This is a genomic window from Sphingobium sp. PNB, from assembly GCF_019873065.1.
GTDB classification, from domain to species: domain Bacteria; phylum Pseudomonadota; class Alphaproteobacteria; order Sphingomonadales; family Sphingomonadaceae; genus Sphingobium; species Sphingobium fuliginis.
On sequence record NZ_JAINEZ010000040.1, the window covers coordinates 1 to 17896 of the forward strand.

Genomic DNA, 17896 nt, shown 5'->3' on the forward strand with positions numbered 1-17896 from the left:
TCTAACCCGGCACCATGAACCCGCCGCGACAATCTGTTCTCATCCTGATAGTCGCTGACCTCTCACCCAGATCGTCGCGCTATAGGTCGACATCGTCATCGTCTATAAAGTTGACCGGTTGACCCGCAGCCTCAACGACTTTGCCCGTATCGTTGATGTGTTCGATGCGGCCGGCGCCTCCTTCGTATCGGTCACGCAGCAGTTCAACACGACGACAAGCATGGGGCGACTGACGCTCAATGTTCTGCTGAGCTTCGCACAGTTCGAGCGCGAGGTGATCGCCGAGCGCATCCGCGAGAAGATCGCCCAGTCCAAAGCCCGGGGGATCTGGATGGGCGGCCCGGTGCCGCTCGGCTATGATGTCGTCGATCGCAAGCTCGTGCCCAATCCACAGGAGGCAAAGACTGTCGAGCATATCTTCCGCCGCTATCTGGCGGTGCCTTCGGTCATGGCGCTGATGGAGGAGTTGAAGACGGAGGGCATCGTCACCAAGCGGCAGACCATGCGCGACGGGTCCGTTCGCGGCGGCCAGTCATTCGTGCGTGGACCGCTCCATCATCTTATCGCCAATCCCATTTACATCGGCAAGATCCGGCATCGCGACCAGGTCTATGACGGCCAGCATCCGCCGATCATCAATCAGGCGCTGTGGGATGCGGTGCAGGCGAAACGCGCAGGAGCGATCGGCACCCGTCGCGCAGGCGGCAACAGCGAACATAGCAGCCTGCTGACTGGCATGATTCGAGACCATGTCGATCGGCCAATGTCGCCCAGCCATGCCGTGAAGCAGAAGCGCCGCTATCGTTATTATGTGTCCAGCATCGCATCCGCCACGAACGAGGCAGCGATCAGGGCCCCTGCCCTGCGGTTGCCAGCTACCGAGCTGGAGCAAACCGCGGTCGATGCAGCCGCTGCACTCCTGGCCGATCCGCAAACCATCATGGTGCTGCAACAGGTCGACGCCCAAACGACCAGGCGCCGGATCGATGCCGGCCAGGCACTTGGATCAGCGATGCGCGGCAAACGGAAGAGCGAGGTTCGTAGAACGCTGCAAGCTCTCGATCTTGCTATTATGGTCCACACCGACAGGATCGACGCCTCGATCAGCCGCCGCCGTCTTGTTGCGTTGCTGGATGGCACGGCGCCAATCGTGGAAGACGACGGCCACCGCCTGCCGCTCCACATCGAAACCGCGCCGGATCGGCATGGGCGCAATCTCAAGCTGGTGCTGCGATCAGGCGAAGAGCAGAAGCCCAACGTCGATCTGGAGCTGATCGCTCTGATCCGAAAAGCGGAAGTGGCTCGGCAGCAGCTCTTCACGCAAACTTCCGCGACGAACGATCGCACAGCCGAGCGGGTCGCGCGACTGGCTTTCCTCGCGCCGGACATCATCACCGCCATTCTCGAGGGCCGGCAACCGGCGACACTCACGTCCCGGCGACTCATGAAGCATGCTGCCATTCCGCTGGACTGGAAAGCGCAGCGAGAGGCGCTCGGCTTCCAGTGAGCCTTGACAAAACCGCGTGCCACCCGGAGAGGCCCCGTGAGACGCGGGGTCTTTTTTGTGGCTCTGAGGCCCAAAAGCACGTCTCTGCGGCACTCGGTTCTGCGGCACCTCGACAGAATGGCGCGGAACTGCGCCATTTTCGAGGCCCGGCACAGGCATTGCCTAAAAGGCCTCGTAATACGAGAATGCGTGGTGCACCCGGCGGGATTCGAACCCACGGCCCTCAGATTAGGAATCTGATGCTCTATCCTGCTGAGCTACGGGTGCCCGGTGACGGCTCTATTGCGAGAGAGCGGCGCGGTCAATTCTTCGCGTCGGGGGGAATGACCGGAAAAGGCAGCGGCGCAACCTCCACGCCCTCCGCGATCAAGGCCCGGGCCTCGCTCAGGGCCACTTCGCCATGGATGCTGGTGCGATCCTGCTCGCCATAATGCATGGCGCGCGCCTTTTCCGCGAAGTCGCGCCCGACCCAGGTCGAATCCTCCAGCGCCTTCTGCTGCGCCTTCGCCAGCGCAAGCACCAGTTCGCGCATTTTCGCTTCCTCGCCCGCACCCATGGTGATCGAAGCATCGCCCGAAGAAGCGATCTGCGGCATGGTTTCCGGCCGGCTGTTCCCCTTGGCAGCGACGGCGGGAGCCATCACCGCCTTGCCGACATGCCCGTCGCCGCAAAGCGGGCAGGCGAGCAGCCCACGCGCCTTCTGGTCCTCATAATCGGCGCTGGAACCGAACCACGCCTCGAACACATGGCCTTGGGATTCGCATTTGAGGTCGAAAACGATCACGATAGCGTCACATCCATGGGCAGGGATCGCCGGTTGGCGAGCGCGGGCACCCGCCCGCGCACGTCCTCTATGCGCGACAGGTCGATCTCCGCAAGAGCAAGGCCCGCCTGCTCGCCCATGTCGAGCACCATGTCCCCCCATGGGTCGACGATCAGGCTATGCCCATAGGTGTCGCGGCCATCCGCATGATGGCCCGTCTGCGCGGCGGCGATGACGAAGCATCCCGCCTCTATGGCGCGCGCCCGCAGCAATATGTGCCAGTGCGCCTTCCCTGTCGGCACGGTGAAGGCAGCCGGCATCAGCAGCACCGTCGCGCCTGCGTTGGTGAGCGCCCGGTAGAGATCGGGAAAGCGCATGTCGTAACAGACCGACAATCCCATGCGGGCCCAGGGCGTGTCGACCGCCACGACCCGCTCGCCCGGCCCATAGACCGACGATTCGCGCCAGCTTTCGCCCGTCGCCAGATCGACGTCGAACAGATGGATCTTGTCGTAGCGGGCCCGAATCGCGCCGCCATCGTCGATCATGAAGCTGCGATTGGCCCAGCGCCCGTCGCTCCGCTCATCCTTCAGCGGGGTCGAGCCCAGATGCACCCACAGCCCCTGCTTCGCCGCCGCATTGCGCACCGCGGCGAGGACAGGGTCGTCCGCCTCCGAATGCAGGGTCGCCGCCGCCCTTTGCCGGTCGCGGTCCAGATAGCCCGCCATTTCGGGTGTGAAGAGAATATCCGCCCCCTCCCCCTTGGCACGCGCAGCCATGTCCGCGATGGCGGTGGCATTGGCGGCGGGATCGATCCCGCTGGTCATCTGGAAGATGGCGGCGCGCATCCGGCCTAAGCCCCCAGCAGGGCGTCGAGCTTGCCCTGCCGCTCAAGCATCGCCATGTCGTCGCTGCCGCCGATATGCCGGCCGTCGATGAAAATCTGGGGCACGGTCGTCCCGCCATTGGCGCGGTCCAGCATTTCCTGCTGCCTGGGCCCGCCCATGGTGATGTCATATTCCTCGAACGCCACGCCCTTTCCGTTCAGCAGCGCCTTCGCCCGGGCGCAATAGCCGCACCAGGCCTTGGTATAGATTTCGACCTTCGCCATGTCTTACTCCTTGATCGTCGAAATTGTGGTTCGGCGGCTGTTTGTCAATCGGTGCCGTCCGGCAGCACCCGCGCCCAGCACAGCAGATGAACGCTTGCCGCGCCGCCGCGTTTCAGCGCCCGGGCGCAGGCGGCCGCCGTTGCGCCGCTGGTCTGCACGTCGTCGATCAGCAGAACGGCGCGTCCCTTGAGCATATGACCCGGGGCCAGGGCGAAGGCGCCGCGAACCGCCTTCGCGCGCGTCTTCGGACTCATGCCGCGCAGGGGCCGGGTCCGGCGGGTGCGGAGCAGCGCATGATTGTCGACCGGCAAGCCGGTCAGCCGCGCCAGATGGCGGGCGATCAGCGCCGACTGGTTGAAGCCCCGCCACCACAAGCGCCAGCGGTGCAGCGGCACCGGCACGATGACGGCATCGCGCGCCGCCGGAACCTGCCGCGCCATCTGCCTCGCAATCAGCCGCGCAAGACCGATGCGCCGTCCATATTTCAGCCGCAGCGCCACGGTGCGGGCGACATCGCCATAGGCCAGCACCGCCCGCGCGCTGTCATAGGGCGGCGGATCGGCCAGACAGGCTCCGCATTCCGCGCCATCCCCGCGGTCATAGTCGAAAGGAAGCCCGCAACGGGCGCAGCAGGGCGCGCCCAGGAACCGCATCCCGCTCCAGCAGGCGAGGCAGAAGGCATCATCCGCAGCCACGATCTCGCCGCAGCCGGGGCAGCGTGGCGGCAGGGCATAATCGACCAGCGGGCCGAGCGCCGTTTTGAGGAGCGGGACGCTCTTGTGAAGCAGGGCAAGGGACATCATCTCCCTTGTTCCCGCTCCTTCGCCCATGCACAAGGCCCCGATGACCAATCCCGACATCTTCGACCGAGCCCTGCGCGCCAAAAGGCGCGACCGGATGATGGCGCGCTTTGCCGAGCATGACTTCCTCTATCGCATGATGCTGGACGAACTGCTGGACCGGCTGGGCGACGTGCAGCGCGAGCTGAAGGAAGTGCTGGTGATCGGCTGCCCCGATGGCAGCGCGAGGGCCGCGCTGGAGGCGCTGGGCAAGAGCGTCGTCTGCGCCGACCCCGGCTTTGCGGCGGCGAAGGCGCAGGGCGGCGTGCAGGCCGATGAAGACGCCCTGCCCTTTGCCGATGAAAGTTTCGACCTGGTGATCGCCTGCGGCACGCTGGACAGCGTCAACGACCTGCCCGGCGCGCTGATCCTGATGCGGCGGATATTGCGCCCCGACGGGCTGATGCTGGCTGCTTTCGCGGGCGCAGGCTCGCTGCCGCTACTCCGCGCCGCGCTGATGACGGGCGAAGGGGACCGGGCGGGGCAGCATATCCATCCGCAGGTCGACGTTCGCTCGGCGGGTGATCTGCTGGCGCGGGCAGGCTTTACCATGCCGGTCGCGGACGGCGAAGTGCTGACGGTGCGCTACGGCGATATATTGCGGCTGATGCGCGACTTGCGGGGCATGGGGGCCGGCAATGTGCTGGCTTCGCGGCCGCCCGCGTTGCGGCGGGACGTTCTGATCGGGGCCACGGAGCATTTCGCGGCGGCGGCCGACATCGATGAGCGGACGGCGGAGCAGATGGCCGTCATCTATCTTAGCGGATGGAAGGCCGATCCCAGCCAGGCGCAGCCCGCGCGACGGGGCAGCGCGACCGTTTCCCTGGCGGAGGCGCTGAAGCCGAAGCATTGACGGCGGTGAAAATGCAGCAAGGGGACTGTTCAATATGCCGCACCCATGCCCGCTTCCCTTTCCGAAATCCCCCATAATTCCGCCATTTTACCGATTGGCACACGTCTTGCGATTTTCCCCGGGCAACAACCGGAGACTTGCCAGCCGTGCCGACCCTATCCGACAGCGCCCCCATAAAGGCCAAGCAGCCCGATGAGATCTGGTTCACCCGCTGCCCCGTTCCGACTGCCACGGGCATTGCCTACAAGCTGTGCTGGCTGACCGAGAGCTTCGAGGGCGACGGCATTGCGCTGCGCACCTTGCAGGAGTCGGGATCGGAACTCGGCCGCCATCATTATGACCACCGCCTGCCCACGCTGATCCGCGAGGGCGGCAACATGCTGGCCATCGCCGCCCGCGCCCAGGGCGAGCCGACGAAGCTGATCGGCCTCACCTGGATCGAGGAGAGCCAGCTCATCCTGGCGCGGCCGGATTCCGGCATCCGCTCCGCCGCCGATCTCAAGGGCAAGCGGCTGGCCCTGCCCGGCTGGAGCCACAACGACATCCCCAGCCATGTGCGCGGCACCAGCATCGCGCGCGGCATGTCGCTCGCGGGCTATAAGGGCGCCCTGGCGTCGGCGGGGCTGAGCTTCGACGATGTCGACCTGATCGAGACGCCCGACCGGCTGCGCAATATCGGCGGCAGCGGGCGCGACCTGCAACCACGCGAGTCGGGCCAGCGGAGCGGCGTCGGGCGGCTCTGGCCGATCGAGGCGCTGGTCGAGGGCAAGGTCGACGCCATCTATGTGAAGGGCGCCGCCGCGCTGGATCAGGCGCGGGAGAACGGTCTGGTCGTCGCCATCGATCTCGACGCCCTGCCCGACCCGCGCTTTCGCGTGAACAACGGCACGCCCCGTCCGATCACGGTCCATCAGAGCCTGATCGACGATCATTTCGACCTGCTGGTCCGCTTCCTGGCCGTCACCCTGCGCGCAGCCGATTGGGTCGCGGAGCAGCCCGACCGGCTGCGCGACATCCTCGAATATGAAACGGAGGGCAGCGCGCAGGCCGTCGACCAGGCCTATGCCCGGCTGCACGAAGGGCTGCACCCGACATTGGACGACGAACGGCTCACCCTGTTCGACCTTCAGAAGAAGTTCCTGTTCACCCACGGCTTCCTCGATGCGGATTTCGCCCTGTCCGATTGGGTCGATCCCCGGCCGCTGGAGGCCGCCCGCGCCCTCAACGCCCAGCGTCCCCAACCTGTCGCCATTCCAGCCTGAAAGGAAATAAGCATGTCTGACACCAACGGACTTTCAAGGGAAACGATCGGCTTCGTGCTGCAGACGGAGAAGGACGCCCGCCGCGCCTTCCGCGTCCTGCGCGAGACCCATACCATCTCGGCCAGCGGCACCCTGTTCTTCGCGGTCCGCATCCCCGGCGAAGACAAGATCATCACGCTGAACTATGCCGGTCTGTGGGAAGACGATCCCGATCAGGCCGTCACCAGCGTCATCGGCTTCGACGGCACACTCCATTGGGGCAATGCGCCGGGCGGGGCGGCGCGCTACCTCAAGATCTTCAAGAAATATCCGGACTTCCAGGCGATCAGCCACGTCCACACGCCGCATCTGGGCGCCTATTCGCAGGCGCATTCGGAACTGCCGCTGCTCTATGTACCCAACCGCCGCTTCCGCTTCACCGCGCAGCTTCCGGTCTATATCAATCGCCGCCAGCCTGAGCCCGACTTCATCCTGGAGGCGATCGAGCAGGATCGCGAAGTCCCCGGCATCGTGGAGGCCAATGGCGGCGCGACCATCTGGAGCTGGAAGAGCCTCCGCGACCTCACCAACACCATCGTGCTGCTGGAGGAAGGCGCGCAGTTCCAGATATTGGGGCAGGCGCTCGGCGGGTCAAAGCCCTTCGGCCCCGGCGTGCTGGAGCAGCAGTGGAAGATGGGCAAGCTGGTGCCGCCCGACGCCCGCGTCGATGATGACGGCACGATCCATCTGCCTGAAACCGCGCAAGCCGCCGAATGATGTTTGAAGTCCGGCGCCGTTGCTGACGCATTTGCGCGGTTAATCGGACCAGCACCCCTCCCGTTCGCCCGGAGCCTGTCGAAGGGCCCTCCTTCTCCTGAAGAAGTAAGGGGCTTCGACAAGTGCAGCCCGAACGGAGGCGGGGCTGGTTCCGGTCAACCGCGCCATGCTCCAGCAGCGGCGTCGCTTTCCGGAGCGATCCCATGTCCCAGAAGAAGCGCCAGCTTGCGCTCGCCGTTTTCCTGACCCGCCACGGCCATCATCCCGGCGCCTGGCGCCAACCGGGCACCGCCGACACCGGCAAGCCCGATTTCCGCTATTGGGCCGGCCTCGTCCGCACCGCCGAGCGCGGCAAGCTGGACGCCGCCTTCTTCGCGGATTTCGTGGGGCAGAGCGGCGACAGCACCAAGGGGATCGCCCGGCGGCACGCTTTCCTCGATTTCGAACCGCTGACCGCAACGGCGGCGCTGGCCAGCATCACCAGCCATATCGGGCTGGTCGCGACGGTGAACACCAATTTCGAACAGCCCTATGCGCTGGCGCGGCGCTTCGCCTCGCTCGACCATATCAGCGGCGGGCGGATCGGCTGGAACATCGTGTCCTCGCTGGCGGACGGCGCGGCGAAAAGCTTCGGCATCGACCAGCCCGCCAGCCATGCCGAACGCTATGCCCGCGCCCATGACTTCGTGGAGCTGGCCAAGGCGCTGTGGGACAGTTGGGAAGACGACGCCTTCGAGGGCGCGGACAAGGACAGCGGCATCTACCTCAATGCCGACGCCGTGCACCCGGTCCATTATCGCGGGCCTTATTATGGCATCGACAGCGTGCTCGACATGCCGCGCCCGATCCAGGGCTATCCGGTCTTCGCGCAGGCCGGCAATTCGGAGGTCGGCCGCGATTTCGCCGCCCGCCATGCCGAGATGATCTATGCCGCCGCCCAGTTCATCGAGGATGCGCAGGCCTTCTACAAGGATGTGAAGACGCGGGTCGCCGGTTACGGGCGCGATCCCGATACGCTGAAGGTGATGCCAGGCCTGTCCTTCACCATCGGCTCCAGTCTTCAGGAGGCGCAGGACAAGTTCGGCGCGCTGGAGGAGAAGGTCGATTTTTCCGGCGACCTCAATTTGATGGGGCATGATGTCAGTGCCTATCCGCTCGACGGGCCGCTACCCGACCTGCCGGAGCCGGAGAACGGCAAGGGCCGCTGGCGGCAGCTCACCGCGCTGGCACGGCGCGAGAATCTCACCATCCGCCAGCTTTTCCTGCGCTTCAACGCGGTGCGCGGGCATCGGGTGGTGCTGGGCACGCCGGTCGACATTGCCGACCAGATACAGGACTGGTTCGAGCACGATGCCGCCGACGGCTTCAACCTGATCCCGCCGCTGCTGCCGAGTTCGCTGGAGGATTTCGTGGACCTTGTGGTGCCGGAACTCCAGCGGCGCGGGCTGTTCCGGACTGACTATGAGGGCACGACGCTGCGCGAGCATCTGAACCTGCTGCGTCCGGAGAATCCGAATGAGCGGCACGCTCCCGCCGAAGCCGTTCTGGAGTCCGCCGCCTAGGACTGTCCTGCTCCTGCCGGCGCAGGAGCATATCCTACCAACATCGAAAGGATTGCCGAATGAGCAACACACTCGACACGCTCTGGTATACGCGCTGCCCGGTGCCGACCGGCCTTGGCATCGCCATCCAGCAGGGCTGGCTGGAGGAAGCCTTCCGCGCACAGGGCACCAGCCTGTCCTCGCTGCTCGAATCCAGCGACTTTTCCAAGCGGGAGTCGCATTTCTCGCACACCGTCCAGAACAGCGTGCGCCATGGCGGCAATATCCCGGCGATCAGCGCGAAGGCGCGGGGCCGCGACACGCGAGTCATCGGCCTGTCCTGGGCGGACGAGACGCAGTTGATCCTGGCCAGCCCGGAGTCCGGCATAGAGACGGTGCGCGACCTGAAGGGCCGCCGCTTCGGCCTGCCCAACTGGAAGAATGTCGAGATCGACTTTACCCGCGCCCAGGCCATTCGCGGCCTTGAAAATGCGCTGCGGCTGGAGGGACTGGAAGTCTCTGACGTCGAGATCGTCGATCAGGACATCGAGACTCATTATAGCGACGGGCAGGCGCAGACGGTCGGCGGCACGCTTGCCTGGAACGGGCGCAGCACCAGCCGGGCGCGAGCCAATAATCTCGAACTCATCGCCCTGCTGCGCGGCGAGGTCGACGCGATCTTCCTGAAGGGCGCGAGCGGCGCCCAGATCGCGCATCAATTCGGGCTCAAGACGGTGATCGATACCGGCATCCATCCCGATCCGCTGGTGCGCTCCAACAACGGCACGCCGCGCACGCTGGCGGTGGACGGGCATCTGATCGACCATCATTTCGACGCCGCCGTCACCATCGTCGAGCAGGTGCTGCGCGCCGAGCGTTGGGCGCAGTCCCACCCGTCCGACGTCCGCCGTTATCTCGCCCGCGAAACCAACAGCAGCGAATATTGGGTCAGCATCGCCTATGGCGAGGACGCGCAGACGAAGCTGAAGACCGACCTTGCCGAACAGTCGGTCACGGCAATCCAGGACTTCACCAACTTCCTGCACCGCTGGAACTTCATTCCGCAAAGCTTCGACGTGCGCGACTGGATCGACGCCCGTCCGCTGGAAGCAGCGCAGTCGCTCGCGCTCGCAAGCTGAACGGAACCATGGGGGAGAGAGGATTTCCGCAACGCAGCCCGTTGCTGCGCTGCCTTGCCATCTATGGCGAGATGCCGGGCCGGTTTGCGCTGACCGCGGTGCTGCTGGCCGCCGTCAACGTCGCGCTGGTCGGTCAGCAGGTGATGGTCGGCCATGCCGTGCAGGAAGCGCAGCATGGCAGGCTGGTCGCTGCCGGTCCGGACGGGGTGCTGCATTATGACCGCGCCTGGTTCTGGGTCGCGCTGCTGATCGGCCTCTCGCTGGCGCGGGCGGCGGTGCAATATGGCGCGGGCCTCCTCTCCCTCTCCATCGGCCAGCGGCTGCTGACCATCCTGCGCGGGCGGATATTGACGCAGATACAGCGCCTCGACCTTGCCTATCACTGGCGCCATGGCGTGGGCGAGATGGTGACGCGCATGACCCGCGACGCGGACAAGGTGCGCGACGCGCTGATCAATTTCTGGCGGCAGATATTCGAAACCGGGCTGATCGTCGCCATCTCGCTTGGCCTGCTGGCGCTCTATTCGCCCTGGCTCGCTCTGGGTCCGCTGGTCCTGCTGGCGATCGGCATCGGCCTGCTCTGGTCGGAAGCCGACACGCTGGTGGCGCTCGACCGGCGGATCGGGGATGCCTATGACGCGGTGACGCAGGACCTGTCGGAAGGCGTCAACGGCGTCCGCGTCATCAAGGCCTTTTCGCTGGGCGAAGCGCGGGCCGAGCGCTTCCGCCGCCATGTCGACCTGTTCCGGGTGGAGGCGCGGGCGGCGATCCGCCACGCCTGCCGCCGCATTCCCCTGCCCCAGACGATCATCGCCCTGTCCCATGCCTGGGTGCTGGGCCTGGGCGCCTGGATGGTGGCGCATGGCGCGCTTGGCCTGGGCGCGCTGGTGGCGGCGATGCTGGTCGTCAACACGCTGGTCCTGCGGATCGAGAGCATCGGCCGCCTGCTGCAGGTGATCGCGGACGCCCGCGCTTCGGCGGCGCGCATCTGGGAAGTGCTGGACGCGGAGCCGGTCATCAATTCGGGCAGTGCGCCGCTGCCCGAAGGCCCGATCGGTTTCCGCCTCTCGCATGTCGCCGCCTCGCCCTTGGGCGATGGGGCGACCGTGCTGCGCGACCTCAGCCTTGCCGTGCGGCCGGGCGAGGTGGTGGCGCTGGTCGGCGCGACAGGATCGGGCAAGAGCATCCTCACCGCCCTGCTCCCCCGGCTGGTGGAGGTGGACGAGGGCCGCGTCGAACTGGGGTCGGCGGAAACCGGCTGGCGGGACGTGCGGACGAGCGACCTGCATGCGTTGCGCCGCCGCGTCCATGTGCTGCCGCAGGAAAGCTTCCTCTTTTCCGACACGCTGGCCGCCAATCTGCGCCTCTGCGCGCCCGACGCGACCGATGACGAACTGCGCGCGGCGCTGGACAAGGCGGCGGCGGGCGAATTGCTGGCCCGCCTTGAGGACGGGCTGGAAACGCGGGTGGGCGACCGGGGCGCGACCCTTTCGGGCGGCCAGCGCCAGCGTGTGTGCTTGGCCCGCGCATTGTTGGCGGACGCGGACATATTGGTCCTGGACGACGCCACCAGCGCCCTCGACGCCCAGACCGAAAGGCGGGCCATCGACAATATCCGCAAGCTCCGCGCCGAGCGCCCGGTCACTCTGCTGATCGTCGCCAGCCGCCTGTCGACCGCGCTCGCCGCCGACCGGGTGGCGGTGCTGAGCGGCGGCCGGATCATCGCAGAGGGCACGCATGAGCAATTGTCGCAGGACAGCGCCGCCTATCGCGACCTGATGGGACTGTAAGACAGATGAACGCATTCAGAGGCGACAGCGCCCTGTCCGACATCGAGCTGGAGGAGAAATTCTCCCAGCGCAGCCTGAACCAGAGCGTGGTCGAACGGCTGATCCCGCTGCTCGCGCCGATCTGGCGGCCCATCGCGGCCGTCATCGGGATAGAGATGGTGCAGGTGCTGGCGATCTTCGCCCGGCCGCTGCTGATCGGCCTCGTCATCGACCAGGGGCTGCGCCATGCCGAGACCAAGGCCGGAGGCGGCGTCGATACCCCGCTGATCGCCTGGGCCTGCGCCGGGCTGGCGGCAAGCTGGGCCGTGCGTTTCGCGCTGGGCGGCCTGTCGCAATATTGCGCCGGGATCGCGGCGATCCGCCTGCTCAACGACCTGCGCACCCGCGTCTTCGCCCATGTCCAGACGCTCAGCGTCGGCTATTTCGACCGCACCAAGGCGGGCCGCATCATCGCCCGCGCAGACCGCGACGTCGACACGCTGGAACCGCTGCTGATCCAGGGGCCGCCGGAATTCCTCTCCGCCCTGTTGCGGCTGTGCCTGTCCGGCTTCCTGCTGTGGCTGATCGCGCCGGTGCTGCTCGCGGGGCTGGTGGCGGTGGTGCCTGTCCTGATCGCCGCCACCTTCCTCTTCAAGCGCGTGGCGCAGCGCAGTTGGGCCAAGGTGGCCGAAAACCGCAGCCGCTTCACCGCCCATCTGGTCGAGACCGTGGCTGCCGTCCGTCTGATCAAGCAATCGGGCCGCGAGCAGGAAAATCTGGCCAAATATCAAAGGCTGCTGGAGGACTTCAATTCCTCCCTGATCTACGGCTCCGTCCGCTCGGGATGGTTCGCGCCCTTTACGGGCCTGCTCACTACGGCGGGCCTGGCGCTGACGCTGGTCGTTGGCGGACGCGGCATCGCGCTCGGCACGCTCACACTGGGCGAACTGACCCAAAGCCTGTTCTACGTTTTCCTCTTCCTTGCGCCCCTGCAGGAATTCAGCGACCTTTTCGAACGTTTCGCCAACGGCACCGCCTGCGCCCAGCGCGTCTTCCTGCTGCTCGATACGCAACCCGACATCGTGGACCGGACCGATGCCGCCGTCCTCGACGCGGTGGAGGGCCGGATCGAGTTCCGCAATGTCCGTTTCGGCTATCGTCCCGGCCAGCCGGTCATTCGCGACCTCAGCCTCGATATAGAAGCGGGCGAGCTATTGGCGATCGTCGGTCCGACCGGCCATGGCAAAAGCACGCTGGTCCAGTTACTGACCCGTTTCTACGATGTGGACGAAGGGTCGATCCTCCTGGACGGGCAGGATATTCGCGCCGTTTCCGAACGCAGCCTGCGCCGCCATATCGGCGTCGTACTTCAGGACAATGTCCTTTTCGGCGGAACGGTGCTGGAAAATCTCCGTCTCGCGAGGCCCGAGGCCAGCGACGAAGAGCTGATCGCGGCATCGAAGCGCATAGGCGCGGACGAAGTGCTCGATGCTTTGCCCCACGGCTATGCGACCCATGTCGGTCCGCTCGGCAGCCAGCTCAGTCAGGGACAGCGGCAACTGGTTTGCCTTGTACGCGCCTATCTCGCCGATCCATCAGTGCTGATCCTGGATGAGGCGACCTCCGCCATCGACGTCAGCACCGAAAGGCGCATCCAGCGGGCCTTGCGGGTGCTGTGCGAGGGGCGAACCTCCATCGTCATAGCCCATCGCCTGGAAACCATCCGGTCTGCCCACCGCATCGCCGTCATCGAAAATGGCGGGGTCCGGGAAATCGGATCGCACCGCTCGCTGCTGGAAAGCGGCGGACGTTACGCCGCCATCTATCGGGCGCATGAGGAAACAGCGGTCTTGATGGAGCAGCCAATGGCGGCTGCCCTGCCCTGATGCACGATCAGGGCGTGGAATCGCGCCTGTCCTTTTCCGGATAATCCTCCGGCTTCACCTGCCCGACCACCGGACGATCCTCTACCCGTTCCTGATCCTGCCCACCGGTCGTCCGGGGGTCTTCCTCTTCGCGCCCGGGCAGGGCGTCGCCCAGCGGTCCTTTGGGCGTCCGCGCCTTTTCGGGCGCATGATCGCGGTCATTCCGATCCATCGCTCGCCTCCACTTTTTCGGCAGTGCCCGGCTCGGCCATCTTGCGATGCCGCTCCGCCAGTACGCCCGCCGGCGTGACATGCGCGGCGGCGGCCTGCAGCTTGTTCTTCCAGCCGGACACGATATGCGCCTTCCCGTCCATCAGCGCGTCCCAGCCGTCCCTGGCGACCTTGGCCGGATCGTCCTTCTCGTCCGCGCCGACCTTGGTGTCCAGCATCTCGGCGCGGTCGAAGAACTCGGTCTCCGTCGGGCCGGGCATCAGGTTGGTGATGGTGACGCCATCGGCATCCTTGATCTCGTTCCGGACCGCATCGGCGAAACTGTCGATGAAGGCCTTTGTGCCATTATAGACCGCCTGGAAGGAGCCGGGCATGAAGCCGGCGATCGATCCGGTGACCAGCACCTTGCCCGCATTCCGGGCGACCATCGGCCGCAATATCTGCTGGAGCAGGTAAACGGTGCCCGTGATGTTGGTGTCGATCACCCGGCGCCAGTCGGCCGCATCCTGCTCCAGAAAGGCATGGCCCAAACCCCGCCCCGCATTGGCGCAAAGCAGGTCGACCCGCCGCCCGCCGGTACAGGTGATCAGGCGGTCCACCCCTTCCATGGTGGAAAGGTCGGACTCCACCGCCTGCACGTCGACGCCGTGACGCCGAAAGTCGTCCGCCGCCGCATGGATCAGCGGTTCGTCGGCCACCACCAGCAGATCATAGCCGTCCTGCGCGGCGAGATGCGCAAGTTCGAAGCCGATGCCGGTCGACGCACCGGTCACGATCGCGAATTTCTGCGAAGCCATATGCTTCTCCTTTCAGGCGTCCCGGGCGGGCTGCATGCCCGGCTTCAGGACGATCTTGGTCACTTCGTTCTGCCTGTCGTGGAACATGCGATAGCCCTCCGCCGCCTGCTCCAGCGGCAGGCGGTGGCTGATCAGGAAGGTCGTATCGATCTTGTCCTCCATGATCGCGTTCAGCAGGCCGGGCATATAATGCTGCACATGGGTCTGGCCGGTCTTCAGCGTCAGCCCCTTCTCCATGAAGGCGCCCAGCGGAAATTTGTCGACGAAGCCGCCATAGACCGCCGGCATGGAAACCCGCCCGCCCTTGCGGCAGGCGAGGATCGCCTGCCGGATCGAATGGGCGCGGTCGGTTCCCATGAAGGTCGCCACCTTGATCTGGTCCCAGACATTGTCCGCGAAGAAGCCATGCGCCTCCAGCCCGACGGCATCGATGCAGGCGTCGGGGCCGATGCCGCCGGTCATCTCCATCAGCGCTTCATAGGTCTTGCTTTCCTCATAATTGATCGTCTCCGCGCCGAAGCGGCGGGCGAGTTCCAGCCGGTGGGGGAAATGGTCGATGGCGATCACCCGCTCCGCCCCCATGAGGAAGGCGGACTGCACCGCGAACAGGCCGACGGGGCCGCAGCCCCAGACGGCGACGGTGTCACCCGGCTCGATCTGCGCATTTTCGGCGGCCATCCAGCCGGTCGGCAGGATGTCGGACAGGAACAGGACCTTGTCGTCGTCCACCCCATCCGGGACGACGATGGGACCGACATCGGAAAAGGGGACGCGAACATATTCCGCCTGTCCCCCCGCATAGCCGCCCGTCATGTGGCTGTATCCGAACAGGCCCGCCATGGGCTGTCCGTAGATCGCCTGGGCGATGTCCTGATTGTCGGCGGGCAGGCCGTTGTCGCAGGCCGAATATTGATGCTTGCCGCAATGGAAGCAGCTTCCACAGGATATGGTGAAGGGCACGACCACCCGCTGCCCCTTCTTCAGCGTCGAACCCGGCCCTGTCTCCACCACTTCGCCCATGAATTCGTGGCCCAATATGTCCCCCGCCTTCATCGTCGGGATATAGCCGTCATAGAGATGCAGGTCCGATCCGCAGATCGCGGTGGAAGTGATGCGGATGATCGCGTCGCGGGGATTGACGATTTCGGGATCGTCCACGGTTTCGACCCGGACGTCATGCTTGCCATGCCATGTGAGCGCGCGCATCAGGTGCCTTCCTCTTCATATTCACGGCGGTTGCGCGCGCTGGTCGCGATCTCGCCGGTTTCCATCAGTTGCTTGAAGCGCCGCAGGTCGCGGCGCGCCTGTATGGCCGGTTCGCGCTGGAACATCTTGGCGATGGCCTTGCCGATGAAGCCGCCGGGCGGATCATAGAGGATCGTCGCCGTCACCCAGCATCCCCGGCCGCCCGGCGCGTCGCGAAAATCCACGCGGCCGCTATTGGGCACGTCCGCGCCCTCCTCGGAAGCCCAGGCGATGGTTTCGCCCGGGCGATCCTCCGTAATGGCGGATACCCATTCGACGGTGCTTCCGGCGGGCGCCTTCACCACCCAGCGGGAACGGCGATCGTCCAGAGGTTCGACAGCGACGACATTTTCCAGAAACAGCGGAAGATTGCCGACGTCGCGCCAGAAGGCATATAGCTCCTCCCGCGGCCGGTCGATCGTCACCGTCTTGCCGATCAGATCGTCGCCCTTCGCTTCCACCAGGCTGTCGGCGGCCTGCGCCGCCGCATCATCCTGTTTCGCTGTGGTGAGCGGTGCGTCATCACTCATGCTGACCCTCCTTGAAAGGTCAGACAGCAACCAGTTCATCCGCTCCGCCGTTCCGCCCGACCCAGCCGAAAAGCGGCAAAACGCCGGTTTGCTAACATGGGTAAGTCCTGCCGCAAGCCGGGGAACAGGGGCTGACGGCCCCTCGTTGTCACGGGCAGGAACCCGGAGGAGAAGATCATGAAGCAGGCGCATTTCAGAAGCGGCGGGACATTGATCGGGGCCGGCATCGGCGCCAGCCTGGCGCTGCTCGGCATGGTCGGACGAAAGCTGGCGGTTCAGGCTCCGACAGCGCTTGCCGGCGATTGGGACCGGGCGCTGGCGGCGGAACATGCCATGACGCTCGTCCTGTTCGACAAGCTGGGCGAGACACAGCCGGGCGGCAAGCGCAGGATGCTGTTGATGCAGCTCAAGCATGCGCTCGGCAAGCATGCGCTGGAGGAGGAGAACGCCGTCTATCCCGCCATGCGCGCGGCGGGCCTTAAGGAAGAGGCCGACGCGCTGAACGGCGACCATGGCTATGTGAAGCAATATCTCTACGACCTGAGCGATCTCATACAGGATGACGCGGGGTTCCGGAGCAAGCTGGCGGCGTTCCGCGCCGACATACAGGACCATATGCGCAAGGAGGAGGATGAGCTTTTCCCCCGGCTGAAACAGGCGCTCGATCCGCAAGCCGTGAGCCGCCTGACCCGGCGGATGAACCAGGAGGGGCTGAAACTGGCCTGAGGAAACTGGCCTGAAAAGGAGAGCATCATGGACGAGCCCCGAAAGACGCGTTCCCTGCCCACCGAACATACGCGCGATCCGAACATCTCTACGGAGAACCAGCCCGAAGGCGCAGCCCGCCGGCCCAGCGACACGTTGGACCGGGAGCCGGATCGCGATCCGCTGAGCGGCGGCGCCATCCCATCCAATTATGACCCGCGCACCATGACGCGGCGGGGCGAGGAAGAGGACAGCCGCGCCGGGCGGGAGAACGCCGGCGCAAAAAGCCGGCCGGAGGAAGACAGCGGATCACTGGCCGGCAGACGTTCCGACTGACCCTTTTCGCGATCCGGGCGGGCAGATTCCGCTCTTGCGAACGGTTCGCTTGGAACCGACGCATGGCTGGCGACTTCCACCGGAAGCAACGCCCACGGAGGAGGAAGACCATGGCCAATCAGCAGTTCACCGACGCGATCGCCCTTCTGAAAGCCGACCACCGCAAGGTGGAGGATCTGTTCGAACAGTTCGAAAAGGCCGGATCGCCCGCGCGCAAGAAGACGCTGGCGCGGCAGATCTGCCTGGAACTCAAGATCCACACGCTGATCGAGGAGGAAATCTTCTACCCCGCCTTCCGCGGCAAGATAGAGGACGATACGCTGGACGAGGCCTATGTCGAGCATGACGGAGCCAAGCTGCTCGTCAACGACATAGAGGAAGGCGATCCTTCCGACGATTTCTTTGACGCCAAGGTCAAGGTGCTGTCCGAAGAGATCAAGCACCATGTGCATGAGGAGGAAATGCGTGGCGAGGGCATGTTCGCCCAATGCCGGAAAACCGATGTGGACCTGATCCGGCTCCGCGACGCGATGCTGGCGCGCAAGGAAGAATTGTTGAAGGAGGCGGGGAATGGCGGCCTTCCGCCGGCCAAGCCGCGCGTCATCCAACTCGTGCCGGCCTGACGGCTGCGGACCGCCGGCCGAAGA

General features: G+C 65.6%; 19 protein-coding genes and 1 tRNA gene. 11 read left to right on the plus strand and 9 right to left on the minus strand.

Annotated features, from left to right (window positions below; all coding sequences use genetic code 11):
• Positions 1 to 97 precede the first annotated feature (97 nt).
• The gene (locus tag K7W03_RS14550; protein WP_319024318.1) at positions 98 to 1507 is read left to right on the plus strand and encodes a recombinase family protein; all 1410 of its coding nucleotides are present in this window, start codon (positions 98 to 100) and stop codon (positions 1505 to 1507) included.
• 190 nt (positions 1508 to 1697) lie between these two features.
• Here the strand turns inward: K7W03_RS14550 and K7W03_RS14555 are convergent.
• The 5 genes from K7W03_RS14555 to K7W03_RS14575 all read right to left on the minus strand — a co-directional run bounded on the left by K7W03_RS14555 (position 1698) and on the right by K7W03_RS14575 (position 4184).
• Positions 1698 to 1774, minus strand: a tRNA-Arg gene (locus K7W03_RS14555).
• Between the two features lie 34 nt (positions 1775 to 1808).
• Positions 1809 to 2291 (minus strand): DUF1178 family protein, encoded by a 483-nt coding sequence (locus tag K7W03_RS14560; protein ID WP_222886649.1) that lies wholly within the window; start codon positions 2289 to 2291, stop codon positions 1809 to 1811.
• A complete protein-coding gene (locus K7W03_RS14565; protein ID WP_025547735.1) occupies positions 2288 to 3118 on the minus strand; it encodes a carbon-nitrogen hydrolase family protein in 831 nt (276 codons plus the stop codon). The genes K7W03_RS14560 and K7W03_RS14565 overlap by 4 nt, the downstream gene beginning before the upstream one ends.
• A 5-nt stretch (positions 3119 to 3123) precedes the next feature.
• Positions 3124 to 3381: a glutaredoxin 3 gene (grxC, locus tag K7W03_RS14570; protein WP_025547737.1), complete on the minus strand. Its 258-nt coding sequence runs from the start codon at positions 3379 to 3381 to the stop codon at positions 3124 to 3126.
• 44 nt (positions 3382 to 3425) lie between these two features.
• Complete coding sequence (locus tag K7W03_RS14575; RefSeq protein ID WP_222886650.1) at positions 3426 to 4184, minus strand: ComF family protein; 759 nt, start codon at positions 4182 to 4184, stop codon at positions 3426 to 3428.
• A 40-nt stretch (positions 4185 to 4224) separates the two neighbouring features.
• On the opposite strand from K7W03_RS14575, the gene K7W03_RS14580 reads away from it, so the two are divergent.
• The 7 genes from K7W03_RS14580 (at position 4225) to K7W03_RS14610 (ending at position 13426) form a co-directional block, all read left to right on the plus strand.
• Entirely contained in the window at positions 4225 to 5073 is an 849-nt protein-coding gene (locus tag K7W03_RS14580) for a class I SAM-dependent methyltransferase (protein WP_222886651.1), read from the plus strand.
• A 146-nt stretch (positions 5074 to 5219) separates the two neighbouring features.
• Entirely contained in the window at positions 5220 to 6335 is a 1116-nt protein-coding gene (locus K7W03_RS14585) for an ABC transporter substrate-binding protein (protein ID WP_222886652.1), read from the plus strand.
• Between the two features lie 12 nt (positions 6336 to 6347).
• Positions 6348 to 7091 (plus strand): class II aldolase/adducin family protein, encoded by a 744-nt coding sequence (locus K7W03_RS14590; RefSeq protein ID WP_222886653.1) that lies wholly within the window; start codon positions 6348 to 6350, stop codon positions 7089 to 7091.
• A gap of 203 nt (positions 7092 to 7294) precedes the next feature.
• The gene (locus tag K7W03_RS14595; protein WP_222886654.1) at positions 7295 to 8653 is read left to right on the plus strand and encodes an LLM class flavin-dependent oxidoreductase; all 1359 of its coding nucleotides are present in this window, start codon (positions 7295 to 7297) and stop codon (positions 8651 to 8653) included.
• A gap of 59 nt (positions 8654 to 8712) precedes the next feature.
• Positions 8713 to 9771 carry an ABC transporter substrate-binding protein gene (locus K7W03_RS14600; protein ID WP_025547746.1) on the plus strand — a complete coding sequence of 353 codons (1059 nt, stop codon included), beginning with the start codon at positions 8713 to 8715 and terminating at the stop codon, positions 9769 to 9771.
• Between the two features lie 8 nt (positions 9772 to 9779).
• Entirely contained in the window at positions 9780 to 11561 is a 1782-nt protein-coding gene (locus tag K7W03_RS14605; protein ID WP_222886655.1) for an ABC transporter ATP-binding protein, read from the plus strand.
• Between the two features lie 5 nt (positions 11562 to 11566).
• A complete protein-coding gene (locus tag K7W03_RS14610; RefSeq protein ID WP_222886656.1) occupies positions 11567 to 13426 on the plus strand; it encodes an ABC transporter ATP-binding protein in 1860 nt (619 codons plus the stop codon).
• A gap of 7 nt (positions 13427 to 13433) precedes the next feature.
• Here the strand turns inward: K7W03_RS14610 and K7W03_RS14615 are convergent, their stop codons facing one another.
• Genes K7W03_RS14615 through K7W03_RS14630 form a run of 4 tightly spaced genes read right to left on the minus strand, consistent with a single transcriptional unit; the run spans position 13434 to position 16208 of the window.
• Positions 13434 to 13637 carry a hypothetical protein gene (locus tag K7W03_RS14615; protein ID WP_025547750.1) on the minus strand — a complete coding sequence of 68 codons (204 nt, stop codon included), beginning with the start codon at positions 13635 to 13637 and terminating at the stop codon, positions 13434 to 13436.
• A complete protein-coding gene (locus K7W03_RS14620) occupies positions 13624 to 14433 on the minus strand; it encodes an SDR family NAD(P)-dependent oxidoreductase (protein WP_222886657.1) in 810 nt (269 codons plus the stop codon). The genes K7W03_RS14615 and K7W03_RS14620 overlap by 14 nt, the downstream gene beginning before the upstream one ends.
• Positions 14434 to 14445: 12 nt before the next feature.
• On the minus strand, positions 14446 to 15639 hold the full coding sequence (locus K7W03_RS14625) for a zinc-dependent alcohol dehydrogenase (RefSeq protein WP_025547753.1): 1194 nt from the start codon (positions 15637 to 15639) through the stop codon (positions 14446 to 14448).
• Entirely contained in the window at positions 15639 to 16208 is a 570-nt protein-coding gene (locus K7W03_RS14630; RefSeq protein ID WP_025547755.1) for an SRPBCC family protein, read from the minus strand. The genes K7W03_RS14625 and K7W03_RS14630 overlap by 1 nt, the downstream gene beginning before the upstream one ends.
• A 177-nt stretch (positions 16209 to 16385) precedes the next feature.
• Between K7W03_RS14630 and K7W03_RS14635 the strand changes: the two genes are divergently transcribed.
• The 3 genes from K7W03_RS14635 (at position 16386) to K7W03_RS14645 (ending at position 17872) form a co-directional block, all read left to right on the plus strand.
• Positions 16386 to 16934 carry a hemerythrin domain-containing protein gene (locus K7W03_RS14635; protein WP_222886658.1) on the plus strand — a complete coding sequence of 183 codons (549 nt, stop codon included), beginning with the start codon at positions 16386 to 16388 and terminating at the stop codon, positions 16932 to 16934.
• Between the two features lie 27 nt (positions 16935 to 16961).
• Positions 16962 to 17249 carry a hypothetical protein gene (locus tag K7W03_RS14640; protein ID WP_222886659.1) on the plus strand — a complete coding sequence of 96 codons (288 nt, stop codon included), beginning with the start codon at positions 16962 to 16964 and terminating at the stop codon, positions 17247 to 17249.
• Between the two features lie 110 nt (positions 17250 to 17359).
• Positions 17360 to 17872 (plus strand): hemerythrin domain-containing protein, encoded by a 513-nt coding sequence (locus K7W03_RS14645; RefSeq protein WP_025547760.1) that lies wholly within the window; start codon positions 17360 to 17362, stop codon positions 17870 to 17872.
• The last annotated feature ends 24 nt before the right edge of the window (positions 17873 to 17896 follow it).

Bases quoted from the DNA above. Each gene is read 5' to 3' on its own strand.
- K7W03_RS14635 (WP_222886658.1), top strand. From the start codon at position 16,386: ATGAAGCAGGCGCATTTCAGAAGCGGCGGGACATTGATCGGGGCCGGC.
- K7W03_RS14630 (WP_025547755.1), bottom strand. From the start codon at position 16,208: ATGAGTGATGACGCACCGCTCACCACAGCGAAACAGGATGATGCGGCG.
- K7W03_RS14610 (WP_222886656.1), top strand. From the start codon at position 11,567: ATGAACGCATTCAGAGGCGACAGCGCCCTGTCCGACATCGAGCTGGAG.
- K7W03_RS14590 (WP_222886653.1), top strand. From the start codon at position 6,348: ATGTCTGACACCAACGGACTTTCAAGGGAAACGATCGGCTTCGTGCTG.
- K7W03_RS14605 (WP_222886655.1), top strand. From the start codon at position 9,780: ATGGGGGAGAGAGGATTTCCGCAACGCAGCCCGTTGCTGCGCTGCCTT.
- K7W03_RS14600 (WP_025547746.1), top strand. From the start codon at position 8,713: ATGAGCAACACACTCGACACGCTCTGGTATACGCGCTGCCCGGTGCCG.
- K7W03_RS14640 (WP_222886659.1), top strand. From the start codon at position 16,962: ATGGACGAGCCCCGAAAGACGCGTTCCCTGCCCACCGAACATACGCGC.
- K7W03_RS14565 (WP_025547735.1), bottom strand. From the start codon at position 3,118: ATGCGCGCCGCCATCTTCCAGATGACCAGCGGGATCGATCCCGCCGCC.
- K7W03_RS14575 (WP_222886650.1), bottom strand. From the start codon at position 4,184: ATGATGTCCCTTGCCCTGCTTCACAAGAGCGTCCCGCTCCTCAAAACG.
- K7W03_RS14645 (WP_025547760.1), top strand. From the start codon at position 17,360: ATGGCCAATCAGCAGTTCACCGACGCGATCGCCCTTCTGAAAGCCGAC.
- K7W03_RS14620 (WP_222886657.1), bottom strand. From the start codon at position 14,433: ATGGCTTCGCAGAAATTCGCGATCGTGACCGGTGCGTCGACCGGCATC.
- K7W03_RS14615 (WP_025547750.1), bottom strand. From the start codon at position 13,637: ATGGATCGGAATGACCGCGATCATGCGCCCGAAAAGGCGCGGACGCCC.
- K7W03_RS14595 (WP_222886654.1), top strand. From the start codon at position 7,295: ATGTCCCAGAAGAAGCGCCAGCTTGCGCTCGCCGTTTTCCTGACCCGC.
- K7W03_RS14625 (WP_025547753.1), bottom strand. From the start codon at position 15,639: ATGCGCGCGCTCACATGGCATGGCAAGCATGACGTCCGGGTCGAAACC.
- grxC (WP_025547737.1), bottom strand. From the start codon at position 3,381: ATGGCGAAGGTCGAAATCTATACCAAGGCCTGGTGCGGCTATTGCGCC.
- K7W03_RS14580 (WP_222886651.1), top strand. From the start codon at position 4,225: ATGACCAATCCCGACATCTTCGACCGAGCCCTGCGCGCCAAAAGGCGC.